The sequence below is a fragment of the Pseudoalteromonas amylolytica genome (assembly GCF_001854605.1).
Taxonomy (GTDB): domain Bacteria; phylum Pseudomonadota; class Gammaproteobacteria; order Enterobacterales; family Alteromonadaceae; genus Pseudoalteromonas; species Pseudoalteromonas amylolytica.
Window position 1 is genome coordinate 40,720 of the sequence record NZ_MKJU01000035.1, and the last position, 14,868, is coordinate 55,587.

The 14,868-nt window shown below is 42.5% G+C and carries 13 protein-coding genes and 1 pseudogene; 6 read left to right on the plus strand and 8 right to left on the minus strand.

Annotated elements, in window-relative coordinates; translation table 11 throughout:
- Positions 1-36: 36 nt before the first annotated feature.
- A complete protein-coding gene (locus BET10_RS19460) occupies positions 37-636 on the minus strand; it encodes a carboxymuconolactone decarboxylase family protein (RefSeq protein ID WP_070987527.1) in 600 nt (199 codons plus the stop codon).
- A 111-nt stretch (positions 637-747) separates the two neighbouring features.
- Between BET10_RS19460 and BET10_RS19465 the strand changes: the two genes are divergently transcribed.
- The gene (locus BET10_RS19465; protein WP_070987529.1) at positions 748-1,332 is read left to right on the plus strand and encodes a MarR family winged helix-turn-helix transcriptional regulator; all 585 of its coding nucleotides are present in this window, start codon (positions 748-750) and stop codon (positions 1,330-1,332) included.
- Here the strand turns inward: BET10_RS19465 and BET10_RS19470 are convergent.
- Entirely contained in the window at positions 1,329-1,808 is a 480-nt protein-coding gene (locus BET10_RS19470; RefSeq protein ID WP_070987826.1) for a nuclear transport factor 2 family protein, read from the minus strand. The genes BET10_RS19465 and BET10_RS19470 overlap by 4 nt on opposite strands.
- Before the next feature lie 130 nt (positions 1,809-1,938).
- Between BET10_RS19470 and BET10_RS19475 the strand changes: the two are divergent.
- A pseudogene (locus BET10_RS19475) lies at positions 1,939-4,102 on the plus strand (S9 family peptidase).
- Positions 4,103-4,189: 87 nt separating this feature from the next.
- On the opposite strand, the gene BET10_RS19480 reads toward BET10_RS19475, so the two are convergent.
- From BET10_RS19480 to BET10_RS19490, 3 genes are all read right to left on the minus strand, one after another.
- Positions 4,190-4,375, minus strand: a complete 186-nt coding sequence (locus tag BET10_RS19480; RefSeq protein ID WP_070987531.1) for a hypothetical protein — start codon at positions 4,373-4,375, stop codon at positions 4,190-4,192.
- 201 nt (positions 4,376-4,576) lie between these two features.
- Positions 4,577-5,113 carry a hypothetical protein gene (locus BET10_RS19485; protein WP_070987534.1) on the minus strand — a complete coding sequence of 179 codons (537 nt, stop codon included), beginning with the start codon at positions 5,111-5,113 and terminating at the stop codon, positions 4,577-4,579.
- A 183-nt stretch (positions 5,114-5,296) separates the two neighbouring features.
- Positions 5,297-5,707, minus strand: a complete 411-nt coding sequence (locus BET10_RS19490) for a hypothetical protein (protein WP_070987536.1) — start codon at positions 5,705-5,707, stop codon at positions 5,297-5,299.
- A 255-nt stretch (positions 5,708-5,962) separates the two neighbouring features.
- Between BET10_RS19490 and BET10_RS19495 the strand changes: the two genes are divergently transcribed.
- Entirely contained in the window at positions 5,963-8,497 is a 2,535-nt protein-coding gene (locus BET10_RS19495; RefSeq protein ID WP_070987538.1) for a putative bifunctional diguanylate cyclase/phosphodiesterase, read from the plus strand.
- Between the two features lie 10 nt (positions 8,498-8,507).
- On the opposite strand, the gene BET10_RS19500 is transcribed toward BET10_RS19495, so the two are convergent.
- Together BET10_RS19500 and BET10_RS19505 are read right to left on the minus strand one after the other, a co-directional pair.
- Complete coding sequence (locus tag BET10_RS19500; RefSeq protein WP_070987540.1) at positions 8,508-9,149, minus strand: response regulator; 642 nt, start codon at positions 9,147-9,149, stop codon at positions 8,508-8,510.
- A complete protein-coding gene (locus BET10_RS19505) occupies positions 9,142-10,248 on the minus strand; it encodes a sensor histidine kinase (protein ID WP_070987542.1) in 1,107 nt (368 codons plus the stop codon). Before BET10_RS19505 ends, BET10_RS19500 begins: the two co-directional genes overlap by 8 nt.
- Before the next feature lie 167 nt (positions 10,249-10,415).
- Here BET10_RS19505 and BET10_RS19510 point away from each other — a divergent pair, with 167 nt between their 5' ends.
- The gene (locus BET10_RS19510; protein ID WP_070987544.1) at positions 10,416-11,156 is read left to right on the plus strand and encodes a hypothetical protein; all 741 of its coding nucleotides are present in this window, start codon (positions 10,416-10,418) and stop codon (positions 11,154-11,156) included.
- Between the two features lie 49 nt (positions 11,157-11,205).
- Here BET10_RS19510 and hemH read toward each other — a convergent pair whose 3' ends face one another.
- Positions 11,206-12,225: a ferrochelatase gene (hemH, locus tag BET10_RS19515; RefSeq protein ID WP_070987546.1), complete on the minus strand. Its 1,020-nt coding sequence runs from the start codon at positions 12,223-12,225 to the stop codon at positions 11,206-11,208.
- Positions 12,226-12,560: 335 nt separating this feature from the next.
- Here hemH and BET10_RS19520 point away from each other — a divergent pair, with 335 nt between their 5' ends.
- Both BET10_RS19520 and BET10_RS19525 read left to right on the plus strand, forming a co-directional pair.
- Complete coding sequence (locus BET10_RS19520) at positions 12,561-14,111, plus strand: methyl-accepting chemotaxis protein (RefSeq protein WP_070987548.1); 1,551 nt, start codon at positions 12,561-12,563, stop codon at positions 14,109-14,111.
- 106 nt (positions 14,112-14,217) lie between these two features.
- Complete coding sequence (locus BET10_RS19525; protein ID WP_070987550.1) at positions 14,218-14,868, plus strand: TetR/AcrR family transcriptional regulator; 651 nt, start codon at positions 14,218-14,220, stop codon at positions 14,866-14,868.

Below are 14,868 nucleotides of genomic sequence, written 5' to 3' on the forward strand. Positions count from 1 at the left end.
TCCCAGTAAGCTTACCAGTATGCTCAATTTTGGTGCTTAGTTATGGGTTTGATGTTTGCCTACTTGCCACTGATTATGAGCAAGATAGCTTTCACCGGCATCAATAGCGCCTGCTTCCAATGTAGTCGCCATAGAGTCGTTCCAGCGATTCAAATAACCAAATAAAGCTACCACGCCAAGAATTTCAACGATTTCGCCATCATCCCAATGCGCCTTTAGCTGCGACTCAATAGTATGGTCAACGGCGTTAGGTACGCTAGATGCAGCAAGTGCAAACTCAAATGCAGCCTTTTCCGCATCAGTAAAAAGCGTACTTTGTCTGAACTGCCAGATGTTTTTGAGGCGTTCATCAGACCCACCATAGCGTTGTGCGGCTAAAATAGTATGTGCTTCACAATAGCGGCAACCAGTATTGGCACTGGTTATATAGCCAATCAAGCGCTTTACTTCACTGGTTACTCTGCCATGGTTTTCCATAACGGCTTTATTTAAGTTAATAAAAGCTTTGGCGATATGTGGACGGATCTGCATGGTCAGTACGCTGTTTGGACAAAACCCCAAGGTTTCATTGAAAAACTTTGCTAACTCTGCAACCTCTGCGTTTGCATCTTGTGCCAGTGGTGTGACTAAAGCCATAATGTATTCCTGTTGATATCTGTATGTTGCATTTGCAACATAACAATAGTGGCTTTTATAGCATCTGTCTACAGAAATTGAGCATTTAAGTTTAAAAAATAGGGTCAGTATATGAACAATAAAGCACGAAAGGCGGCGTTTGAGCTATCAAAAAATATAGAGCAACCCTATGATTTATATAATCATGCTCCATATCGTATTGCCGTTGCTAGTAACTTGCTAGCAATGGACAGAGATGCATATATAAAAAACCTAACAGGGCTTGAAACACGAGAGATACGCGTACTACTGAATATTGGCTCGTATGGTCCAATTAATGCTGCCGATATCGCGTATCAATCGCGCTTAGACCCTTATTCGGTGAATCGAGCAATTAATACATTACTCAAACAAAGCTTGATTTGCCCTGATAACGATTATGTAAAACAACGCAGTAAATTAGTTAAGTTAAGTGAGCTGGGTTTGCCTTTATATCAGCAAGTGGTTGAACACATGCGTCAACGTGAGGCATATGTTTTGGCCGACATAACAGATGATGAAAAGCGCCTGTTACTTAGTCTACTGGAAAAGATTGAATTGCGTGCTGAAGCTAAATTGGCGCAAAGTGCACAAAGCCTTGAAGCACAAGGCCACAGTATTACTAGAGACCAAGCGGAATTAATCCGCTGGCATAAACGTTCATGTAAGTCTATTTAAGGTAATGTGTCCATTCGATCGATGAGCACATTACGCGTTTTTATTAAACATTGGTCGTTCTGGATGACTAAAGTGTCAACGTAGCGTCCATTGAAGATTTTTCGCTTTGCATTGGGCGTGTTTTTATCGCTTAAGTGAAGAACAAAGTGAGACACATTCGAATAGGTATTCTGTGATAGCAGCTTGATGTTTGTGCTGGTTATCATATGAATACTTTTTTTTGTCATGAGCGCTTTTTTGGCTCTGTTGGCAATCGCTTCACTGGTGTTTAGCGCAATGTTCAGCTTGGGCACTGAAAAGGTTGCATCTGCTGTAAATAGGGCTTGATACTGTTCGATAGGCCCTAGATCCCTATATTGAATATAATCATGTATGGTTTTTTCGCATAGTTTAATATGAGAATCATTTACTGTGTGTGTTGTTTTACAAGCAGTTAGTATAAATAGCGCGATAATACTGAGAGTTAATTGTTTCATATACATATATAGCTTCACTTTTCTTTACAGTAGGGTACTGTTAATAACCTTTTAATTCAATTATATTTACAGGCAGGTAACTCTATTTGTAACAGTTACACCAAATATATCAAACAAGGATATTATAATAATGAAACGCTTATTACTTTGGCAGCTTGCGTTGTCATCGGTTGTTTTAACGACAGGATGTCAGTTAAGCAAGCCTGTAAATGATGCTAACCATGCACAAGCTGAGGCGACAAAGGCGCCTTTAGCGGCAAAAATCCCACATAAAACCAACATCCATGGATATGAGATTGTCGATAACTATCACTGGTTAAGGGATGATACACGTTCAAATCCTGAGGTCATTGCTCATCTAGAAAAGGAAAACGCGTATACCGATGCGGTATTGGCCCCAAGTGAAGCCCTTCAGTCGAGTCTATTTACCGAGATATAAGTCAAAAATAGTTAAAGACAATCGCTCGGTGCCTGTTCAACATGGGCAATATTACTACTTCAATGAAACCATTGGGGAGCAAGAGTATGCGTCGATTTATCGCAGTACAAATGTAAAGGGTGACAACCCTGAGTTGCTGCTGGATATTAACGAACTCGCAAAAGCTTATGACTATTTTGCTATCGGTGATGTAGAAGTAAGCCCCAACGCTAAGCTGATGGCTTATTCACAAGACACTTTGAGTCGTCGCATCTATACCATCAAGGTTAAAAACCTTGAAACTGGCGAGCTACTTAGCGATGAGCTGATAGGAACGCAAGGTGGTGTGATCTGGGCCAATGATAATAAAACGCTGTATTACGTTAAGAAAGATCCAGTGTCTTTACTTGGCACTCAGGTGTTTAGACACACATTAGGCACACCGCAAGAACAAGACGAATAGGTGTATGAAGAGCTAGACAATACCTATTACACCTATGTGAGTAAGAGCAAAGATGGTGAACAGATCTTTATACACCATTCGAGCACTGAGTCGAAGGGCGTGTCTATTTTGTCAGCCAATGACAGCAAGTCTAAGCCAAAACGCTTGCTGCCTCGTCAGAAAGGTCATGAGTATCACATCGCAAAATTAGATGACTGGTACTACATCATGACTAATTTGGACGCGGTGAATTTCAAACTGATGAAAGCAAAGGTCGCGTTGGCAGCGGATAAAACTAATTGGCAGCCTGTGATAGCACATCGCCCAAATGTAAAACTCGAAGACTTCGAACTATTTGAAAACCATCTGGTTTATCAAAGCCGCTCGCAAGGTCAATCAAAAGTAACGATTCGTGAATTGAGTAAGAACAAAGAGCATGAACTGACGTTTAATGACCCCGCATACAAAGTGTATATGACCAGTAATACTATGCTTAGCAGCGATAGTGTGAGAGTGGTTTACACCAGTATGACCACCCCTCAAACAACCTTTGAGGTTGACTTAAACGACTATTCAAAAGTGACGTTGAAACAAGAAAAAGTACTTGGAGACTTTAATCCAGACGACTACCAATCAGAACGTATCTTTATTAGCGCACGCGACGGTGTCGCTGTGCCTGTGTCAATTGTTTACAAAAAGTCTCTGTTTAAAAAAGATGGCACTAACCCCTTATTACAATATGGCTATGGTTCGTATGGCTATACTGTTGACCCTAGATTTTCGGTTAGCCGTTTGAGTTTGCTTGATAGAGGATTTGTGTATGCCATAGCGCACATTCGTGGTTCACAAATGTTAGGCCGCCCTTGGTATGAAGATGGCAAAAAGCTCACTAAGAAAAACACCTTTAATGATTTTATTGATGTGACAAAAGCGCTGACAGAGCAAGGCTATGGAGACAAACACCGCGTTTACGCACAAGGTGGTAGTGCCGGTGGTCTACTTATGGGGGCTGTAATCAACCAAGCACCAGAGCTTTAACATGGTGTTCATGCGGCAGTGCCTTTTGTGGACGTGATCAATACCATGCTTGATGAAACATTACCGCTGACGACAAACGAATACGATGAATGGGGCAACCCAAATGATAAAACGTACTTTGATTATATGCGCTCTTATTCGCCATACGACCAAGTGACCCATAAAAGTTATCCGAATTTGCTTGTGACAACAGGCCTACACGACTCTCAGGTGCAGTATTTTGAGCCTGCAAAGTGGGTGGCTAAGTTGAGAGAGCTAAAAACAGACGATAACAAACTGTTGTTTAAAGTTGATATGGAAGCAGGACACGGCGGTGCGTCCGGACGCTTTAAGCGAATTAAAGATACCGCTTTGAACTATGCCTTTTTCATTGAATTGGCTAATGGTCGCCTTTAAGCAATAACTAAAAAGAAAAAAGCCCAAGCATCGTTTGGGCTTTTTAAGCGAAATAAGTGTCAACTTATTCTAGGACTAGTCAGAAATTTATTTCTTATTTGACTTACTCTTTCTCATCATTCTGGATGCCAGAGCGCAGACAATATAGATTAACACCAACGAGTTACCCAAGATCAGCGATTCTTCATCGGTTACAAACATCCACAGCGCAGCCAGCACCGTAAACGCTATGGTGAAATGTGATACAAGAGGGTTAACCTTTTTATTTTTCATACTCGTATTCTGTTTATTTTACGACTACCTATTTGGTAATTATACAGAGATGCAATGGGAGTGCGAGGTACGAATGAAATTATATCTCGCACGGTAGTAGATCAAGGCTTTGAGTTATAAACGTTTTCTACTTAACCTCGGCTGTAGATAAGAGTGAGCAAAATGGCTCTATAGGGTGAAGTCATTTATACGCAGCAGACGTTACTTATGTTTATACTTCTCATTGGCTTTGAAAGCCTCTTTTTCATATGGCGCATCCGCATAGCCATATTTTGCCATATCGACCAAGTGCTTTTTAGAATACTCCAGAAGTGACGATGCCTCTTCTATTTGTTTAACATGAACAAATTCATGTGCAAGCTTAGGTGTATCCAAAATAAAACCCTTGCGAACATAAATAGAATAACCAAATACCTGGGCGTTGTTAGTTATTCCTTCACCAATAAAACCAATGCGTTCTCCCATTTCTTTTAGTACAGGGTTTTCGTATGGATAAGGCACACTATCAACGTAAACCATTCGTATCTTTTCGGGATGGCTTACACCAACCTCTTTAGCGATTTGCAGTTCAGCTTCATTTAACGATGTGCCCGTTTTTTGTCCTTCTTTGTCTATCTGCTCTGCCCACTGAACATACTGTGGCAAGACTTGTAAAAACTCGGTCACATCGGGTGGGGTGGTGTTGGCTGATGTTGACATACTCAGTGTTAATAATAGTGGAGCGACTAGTTTCTTCATTTACTTCCTTCTTATATGAATGTGCGGCGCGTCAATATATAAGATTGTTAGCAAAAACAAAAGGCTGTTAACTGGGAGTGGCTTCCAAATCAGGGGGAGAATGTGAGAAAAATGGCGATTATAGCCATTAGATTGGGTAAACATTTTACAGCGGCAATATTTACCCAATCGTAATAATTAACATTATGTGCAGCGGAAGTTTACAGTAACAAAGTAAGGTGCACCCATGCTGTGAAGCTTACCAGCACCCGCGACGGCGGCCACGGCAGCAACATCGTCAACGTGCCCGTCTCCAATGATCCACAGCCATGACCCTGCTTCTGTTACAAACTCTGCGGTTGCGCGAGTTTTTAAGTAATCATGTTCTGGCAGCTCTCCCTTGTAATCAATGGTTTCATTCAACACAACCATATTACTTTGGCTTTGTTCACAGTAGTGCGTTGCTTGGCCTAGCGCTTCTTTTATACCTTCGCTTCTGTCAACAGATTTGATGACAACATAGTGTTGATTGTCGTTGCCTGGTCTAACATCATCATGATGAGCACAAGCACTGAGTAAGACTGTTGTGGTAATTGCAGTTAATAAGCTTTTCATGGGGTTTTCCTTAGCTGTTGGTGTGTGCGTTATTATTTAGAACACACCAAAAACTCTCCAGTAATAAACTGTAAGAAACTGCGCGAATGTATTGCATTCATTTGTCGAGTGTTAACACTCAACTTAAATAGACAATTTAAGCGTCAATCGCAGTTTTATTGATCCGGATAAAAGTTGTCTGTAGTTTAGTTTGTTATTATTTGCTGTTTGCATTGTGGCTTTTCTTATTTAGGGCCAGTTAAGTAACGGGATTTTATGAACTTGTCGATCAGTCAATTTTACAGTTTACAAAGTAGCGCGCAGCGCTATCAATTTGTGCTTGATATGCTTAACCATCACTTGAACAGTACTCACTGTTTTATTGGTAAGTTTATAAATGGTGGGACGCAGGTTAAAACGTTACGTTACTTACACAATGGTAAACGGGTAGACAATTTTGTGTATGACTTGAGCGATACGCCCTGTAAAGATGCTAAATGCAGCCAAGAGGTTTGTACGTTTGAGTATGATTTACAGCAACGCTACCCAAAGGATACCTTGCTACAGACGCTCAACATCAACAGTTATATTGGCTTAACGCTGCGCGCGCCTGATCATCAGCCTGTCGGTATTTTGGTGTGTATGTTTGAACATCCCCAAGCTTTTAGCGAGCAAGAAAAAGCGTACTTTTCTGAGCTAGGCCATATTGTGGCTACCGAGCTTAGCCATCACCAAGAAATGAATGCAAAGGAGCGGTTACTCAAGCAATTAGCAACCGGAGAACGGATCGCAAAGCTGAGTTCATGGACTTGGTATATCAAACAAAATATACATTGCTTTAGCCACGAAATGCACAACTTGCTTAATACACAGACAGAGCAAGTATCACTTGAGCGCTTTTTGGCCTGCTTACAAGGCTCTGATCAACAAAGGTTACTAGAGCAAATGGAGCAAATCAGCAACGAGGAAATTGACTCTTTTGAGCTAGTGGTTACTCATAAAAGTGAAAATCAAAGTGATGGCTTGTTTCACATTGTGGCTGTGCTAGAAGCAAGTGACCACCAGCAGCTAGAGCCTGTGATGCGCGCAACGGTACAAGATATCACCTACACCTGGGCTTTAAATAAACAGTTAGAATTAACCAATGTGGTTTTTGAAAATGCGTCAGAAGCTTTTATGATCACGGACCGACATAACAAGATAATGATGGTAAACAAAGCCTTTGAAGCACAAACAGGCTATAGCGCCAATGAGCTATATGGAGAAGATCCCAGCATTTTGTCATCCGGTAAACAAAATAAGAAGTTCTATCAAAAAATGTGGCAGCAACTTGAGCAAACTGGCGTGTGGAAAGGTGAAATCTATAACCGCAGAAAAGATGGGCAGGTTTTTCCAGAAGAGCTGACATTAAATGCGGTTAAAGGAGAGGATGGTGAAATAACTAATTATGTGGCTATTTTTAGAGATATCACCGAATGGAAACGCAATGAAGCTCAGCTAACCTTTTATGCCAACCACGAAACGCTCACAGGTTTGCTTAATCGTCGCAGCTTTATGCAAACGCTTGAAAAGAGCGTACAACAACACAAAAGCCAGCAAGGCGGTTTATCATTATTGTTTATCGGCTTGGATAGATTCAAAGAAATCAACGATATATTTGGCCCTGAGGTGGGTGATCAGGTGTTGATTGCCGTTGCTGATAGGTTGCAAAGCACTTTAAAACGCAAGGATATGGCCGGCCGCTATGGTGGGGATGAGTTTGTGTTACTTTTACACAATCAAAGCCAACATGACATGATGGCAAGTGCTGAGCATTTAAAGCACGTAATCAGCGAGCCTTACGTATTTGATGAGCTTACCATTGAGCTCAGTGCAAGTATTGGTGTTGCACATGCCTTGGCTGACGAAAACATCAATGGCACAGTGTTGGTTCGCAACGCAGCACATGCCTTGAGTACAGCTAAAAAACAAGGCAGAGGGCGCGTTGCATTACATAACGAAGCCATTCAAAACGCCTACATAAGTAAAATTAAGCTCAAAGATAAACTCAAGCATGCTTTAAAGCATGAATTACTCAGTGTTCACTACCAGCCAGTTGTAGATGTTAAAAGCGGTCAAACGGCCAAATTTGAAGCGCTGGTCCGCTGGCATGATGAAGAGCTCGGCTTTATTTCACCCGCTCGTTTTATTCCCATCGCCGAAGAGTTTGGTTTAATACATTTGGTTGGTCAGTATGTATTACAAACAAGTTGTCGTGATTTGGCGATGCTTCATCGTAGTGGGTTTGAGCACATCGGATTCTCTATCAATCGTTCAATCAATGAGTTCAAAGCGAGTAATAATCAGTTAGTACACATTAGTGACGCGATACAAGAGTTTGCACTGCCTTTTGAATGCATCACCATTGAAGTCACAGAGTCTATGGCTGCCAATAGTTACACTTGGCAGGTATTGCAAGCATTGAGCGCTAAAGGTATCAAAGTAGCTCTGGATGATTTTTGCACAGGTTACTCTTCTTTGAGTAACTTAATTGATAACCCAATTGACTACGTGAAAATAGATAAATCCTTTGTTGATAGCATGGTGGAAGACACCAGTAAACAGGTGATGATTAAATGCCTGATTGACTTGAGTTCGCAACTGGGGATCGGCGTGATAGCCGAAGGCGTTGAGCACCGGCAGCAGCAAAGTATGCTTGCTGAGTTTGGCTGTCACTTGATCCAAGGCTACTTTTATAGCCAAGCCATGCCGATAGCAAAGTGCTTAGCGATGCTAGAGCGTGAAGAGCAGGTTAACTCGAAGTTAGCGTAAGCGGTGTTTGCTATTTAAGTAAGCCCATTTCCAGCGTTTTTAAAATAGCTTGAGTGCGGTCTCGAACTTGTAGTTTGCTCAATATATTTGATACGTGATTGCGCACCGTTCCTTCGGCGTTAAACACCTTTGCGGCAATTTCTTTGTTTGATAGACCTGATACCATCAACGACAGGATCTGCTTTTCTTTACCTGTTAGTGACGGCAGTTCATAGGTTATATGTTGCTGTTTTGCTTTGATTAACTGCTGTGTCAGCTCGCTTTGCAACACTATTTCACCTTGCTGCACTCGTTTGATAGCCGCGACCAACTCTTCCAGCGATACATCTTTGAGTAGATAGCCTTTTGCACCCGCTGCCATGCCACCTAGTAGCAGGTCATCTTCATTGAACGTCGTTAAAATCAAAAACTTCAAATCACTTTGCTGACTTTGAAGGGCGTTGAGTACATCGAGGCCCGATCCGTTTGGCATGCGCATATCGAGTAATACTACATCGGCATCTACCTGATTATTTCCTAGTTGCTGTAAAAATGTATCGCCACCATCAGCTTCACCCGTTACAACAATGTTTTCGCTAAGCTGTAACAAGGAGCGCATACCTTGTCTTATGAGGCATTGGTCATCAACCAAGTGTACTTTTATGTTATTCATAGGGCACTCTAATAATTAAGGTAAATCCTTGTTTTGAATTGACTAAGCTAAGTTGTCCAGCAAGTAATGACACGCGCTCTTGCATGCCTTTTAGGCCGTTGCCGTACACAACATCGCCTGTAAAAACACCATCATCTGATATGCTCAACACTAACTCGGAACGCTCATGTTCGAGTTGAATCTTCATACAAGTTGCAGTTGGTGCGTGTTTGAGCGTATTGGTGATGGCTTCTTGTGTACATTTTAATAAGCATTGGGCTGTATCCAACTGAACTTTATCAAGGTGCTGAACTACCTCTAGTTGTATTTGGATCCTAGGGGTTTGTTGCGCCAATTTATGCAAACAGTCAGCTAGGTTAAAGCCAACATTGTCTCGTTTGTCACTCACGACTGAGCGTGTGGTTTGTAGCGCTTGTTTGGCTTGCTCATAACAGGCTTGTAGCTGTGGCTGCTGCTCTTCGTTAGAGGTTCGTCTGGCAATGTCTAAATTAATGATAAGAGATGTCAGCGCATGGCCCACATCATCATGTAAGTCTCTGGCGAGCTTCAGTCGCTCACTTTGCTCGGCTGCGGTGCTTAACAAAGATTGCGTGGCTTCGAGTTTGGCATTGGTTAAGGCCAATTGTTCTTTCGCGTGCCTTTCACTTTGCATGCGTTGTGTCACCACCAAGGCAAAAAAATGGAATGCTGTAAACATTGCTGCATCGGCCCACAGCCAACCCTGTTGCCAGTAAAGTGCATGACTGATTAAAAATATGCCATGGATAGTGAAAATATATCCGTAACACACAATGGCGGGTACGTAGAACACCAAAATAGAGCATAGCATCACACTGTAAATGAGTATGAGATTGGCTTCGCTAATAAAGAATAAACCACACAGAACAGCAATAAGGCACGCTAAAACGGCGTAGCGAATACGAAAACCAATGCGTGTTGACTCGTTCACAACAAACAGTGTGAAGAGCAAAAACAGTCCGTGAAGAACATACTCTAAGTAACTGACGGTCTGCCCAGAGGCGTGAAATAAACTGGGAAAGGCCACTGCCGCCCACGTAAGTAAAACGGTAAATAGCCATGTTGGCTGATACTTAAACATTGAACTCTATGCTTTTTTACGTACATCATAGCGTCCATTTTTGCCACTTGCTAGTAGTTGTTATCGGGCCGTGACATTTGTCATAGCGATATCATGACATTCGTGACTGTGAACGTGCGCCGTACTTGCTTAATCTTTAGCACATGAATTGTTACTAAGGAAAAGCCATGGAATACATCCACAAATTTGCAGTATACACACATATCATTTTAGGCAGTTTTGCTTTGTTATTGTTTTGGGTGCCAGTGATAGCGAAAAAAGGCAGCTCGCTGCACAATCGTTTTGGGCGCTATTACAACTGGGCAATGTATGGCACGTCGATACTCGGTGTGCTGGCGTGTATTTTAGTACTCGTTGAGCCGCTGAGTGCAAAGCCAAAAGACTTTGCTAACATTCAGCAGCAGGTACAATACATTCAACAAAGTAGAATTTTCGCACTGTTTTTATTGATGTTGTCTTTGTTAGTACTGGCGTCTATCTATCATGGCGAGCGAGTGTTAAAAGCCAAAGGTAACCCAGATTTGTTGCGTACGCCTATGCATTTGTCACTACTGGCTTTATTACTGATTGTAGCCACACTTTCATTATTTATGGGCATAAAATTTTCGCAAACATTGTTGATGGTGTTTGCTGGGGTGTCATTGGTTGTTGGCACTAAGATGTTGCGATATGTTTTGCAATCGAGTATTGCTCCAAGAGCTTGGGTTATTGAGCATATGGGCGCCATGTTGGGCTCTGGTATTGGTGTATATACGGCTTTTTCAGCGGTGGGAGGGCGTCATGTATTTAGTTATATTTTGGGCGAGCAGGCCATCTTTTTAAGCTGGATCATGCCTTCTGTAATCGGTATCGTGGCGATAGCTTGGGGGCGAAAGTACTTCACTGCTAAGTTTAAAGTGGGCTGTTAATACAAATGTTTGTGGCACAGAACGATTTTTGAACTGTGCCACGCGATGTCTATAACAATGGTTTTATTACATCAAATAACGCATTGATATGGTCATCTCGGTCATTTAATGCTGCAATATATCGGTACTTTTCGCCACCTGCGTGTTCGAATATTTCACGGTTTTCTTCTTCAAGCTCTTCAAGTGTTTCTAAGCAATCAGCGCTAAAAGCGGGGCTAATGATGGCAATGTCTTTGATACCTTGCTCAGGGTAGCTTGCAAGGGTGGCATCGGTATAGGGTTTTAGCCACTCAGCTTTACCAAATCGACTTTGAAAAGTTGTTTCAACCAAAGACTCATCTAGCCCCAGTTTTTGTACAACTAAGCGTGTGGTTTGTTGGCACAGGCAATGGTAGGGGTCACCATTGTCAAGAAACCTTTTCGGCATACCATGATATGAAAAAACCAGCTTCTGTGGCGTGCCATTGGCCGCTAGGTCTTGTGCAATAGAGTTTGCCAGTGCCTCGATGTAAAGAGGGTTTTTGTGATATCCATTGATAAAGTGTAGTTCAGGCACCCAGCGCCACTTTTTCAGTACATTGGCTACAGCGTCGAAAGTAGACCCCGTAGTTGGGCTTGAATATTGGGGGTACAGCGGTAATACGATGATACGCGTTAAGCCTTTGCCTCTTAGCGCTTCAAGCCCTGCTTCAATGGACGGGTTGCCATAACGCATCGCCATCACCACTTCAGTATTTTCAAAACCATTATCTTTAATGAGTTTGGCTAGTTTGTCAGTTTGCTGCTGTGAAATATGGACCAAAGGCGAGCCGTTTTCAGTCCAAATGCTTTGATATGCTTTGGCGGATTTTTTGGGTCTAACACGCAAAATGATGCCATGGAGGATCATTAACCATACGAGCCGTGGGATCTCGACAATACGCGGGTCGGATAAAAATTCAGCAAGATAGACGCGTAATGCTTTGGCCGTGGGGGCATCAGGACTGCCTAAATTGGTAACTAAAATACCGGTTTTGTGATTGAATCGCCCATCATGGGGGTTATCGGTAATCGCTGAAAAACGTGACACACACGGCTCCTATGAATTGCTGCTAGAAAATAATGGCGGGTGGACACATGGGTATTAGCCTTCACTCGCATCATGTTAAATAATTTTACAAGATTATCAGTACGTTCGTAACTGTAAACTGGATCTATCTGCTTGCAAATGTTGAGTTATGCTAAAATAGTGTGTGTTTACTGCGATTTTGCCATGAACTATTTCATAACTCTCATGCTTTTGCCCTATTTTTTAGGGTGTTGGACTAATTATATTTGCAAGGGGGCGAGCTGCGCAGTACCTTTCAAACCCATTTTAGCGTCGTGCGCGCAGCGCAGATAATTTTGAGCATGTGAAGAGGGTATATGCGTCTCAATCAACCAGTAACACAACAGCAAAAACATTTTGCGCCAGATGTAAAACTAATTTCCGTGACTGATCTACAAGGACGAATTGTTGATTGTAATGACCATTTTGTCGCTGTAAGTGGCTTCACACGGGAAGAGTTAATTGGTCAGCCGCATAATATTGTTCGTCATCCGGATATGCCAGCTCAAGCTTTTGCTACCATGTGGGCGCAGCTAAAAGCTGGGAAACCTTGGATGGGGATAGTGAAAAACCGCTGTAAAAATGGTGATTTTTATTGGGTTGATGCCTATGTTACCCCAGTTACACAAACAGGGAAAATTGTAGGGTATGAGTCAGTTAGACGTTGCCCAGACCAAGAAACTGTTGCTCGAGCGCAGACGCTATATGACAACCTAACGAGTCAAAAAAGTGCCCCATTCAAGTGGCCCAAGTTACGGATGATATGGCCTGTGCTAATGAGTATTGTAGGTATAGGGCTGTGGTGGTTTGTCTCGTCGAGCAGTGCGTTTTTTTGGGTGCTACTCAATAGTATTAGCCTGTGTGGTTACAATTTATGGCGTGATGGGGAGCAGTTAAAAAGGTTGGAACAGAGCTTGTCTCATAGCTTTTGTGATGATGTAGCTACCCAAATCTACTCGACTTGGGATGGTAAAATGGCCAGCATTCAAGTGCGCTTGTTGAGCGAACAGGCCCACTTAGACACCGTGATCACTCGTATAGAAGATGCCGCCAAACATGTTACCTCGGGAGCTAGACAAGCCTTGGGGCAAGCGGGTGATACTTATAAACAACTACAGAGCCAACAACTTGAGACCGAGCAGGTCGCCACGGCGATGAATGAAATGAGCACCACCATCAATGATGTTTCAGGGAATGTACAAATAAGCGCCGAACATGCACAAGGTGCTTTGTCGATGGCCGATGAAAGTGCACGTATCGGTGAGTTAACCAAACAAGCAATTGAAGCCCTAGGCGAAACGGTGATGCAGATCCGTGACTCTGTTTTAGGTGTCTCTAAGCAAACCACACGCATTGCAGATGCTGCGCAAATAATTGAACAAATCGCTGAGCAAACCAACCTGTTGGCACTTAATGCAGCAATTGAAGCTGCAAGAGCGGGTGAGCAAGGTCGTGGCTTTGCGGTGGTTGCTGATGAAGTACGTCATTTAGCACAAAGAACCCAACAATCGACCCAAGAAATCCACACAATCATCAACGAGCTTAGTGACAGTACGCAACACGCCGTGAACATAGCCCAACAGGGCGAACAAGAATCACTGTCTGGTATCGAGCAGCTTGCACAAAGCACTGATATGCTAGGTCAAATTCAGCAAGCTGTGCGTCAAATTCACGATATGTCGATGCAAATTGCGACCTCGGTAGAAGAACAAGCCGCCGTTTCTGATGATATCAATCAGCAGATTGTTAACATTGCGGGTTTAGCGAATGACAGTTTGGATAGCGCAGATTCAGTGAAACAAGTGAGCGGCGAGTTGAGTAATGTAGCCAGCGAAATGTATGAGTTGGTGGTACGTTTTCAACGTTAAAATTATGGCGATTAATCAAAACCTGCATAATGATTAATTATTTGTCTCGCATCTTCTAATTGAGTCGCTACTATTTAACCATGTGATTAAACAGTAGCGACACACCATGAACTCCCCCCAGTCTAAAAAAGTAGGACGCCCCACCAAGCATCATGATGAAGCACGTGATGCCTTGATAAAGGCTGCGACGGATAAATTTGTCAAAAAGCCATACGATAAAGTTAGCATTCGTGAATTAGCTGACTATGCTGGCGTTAACTCAGCTCTTATCAAATACTACTTCGAAAACAAAGAAGGCCTATACAAAGCCATGATCCTGGAGGTGACGGGGCGGGTGATGGCCAATATTCAAGCGCACTTGTCTGGTGATGAGTTTACTTCTATTAGCGAAGTTTTTCGCAGCTTCACACAAGTGATGAAACAGTCACCGGAATTTCCGCTGTTGATGCTAAAGGAAGTCATTCTCAATCAAGGGGTTTGTCGTGAGTTTTTTCTACAGCAGATAGGTAACTCTCATGTGAAGGTGATTGACAGTGTTTACCGACACTTTGCTAAGCTTGGCAAGATAAAGCCCAATGTTGATCCACTGCTATTTCGTATCTCATTGATGAGTATGATGATTTACCCTTGGTATCTCAGAGAGCTAATGCACAAAATGGAAGGTGTTGAGTACGATGATGCGTTTTTGTCAGCTTTAGTTGAGCATAACACGCTGCTGATGACGTCTGGATTATTTCAAAGTAGTGAGGAGCAGTAG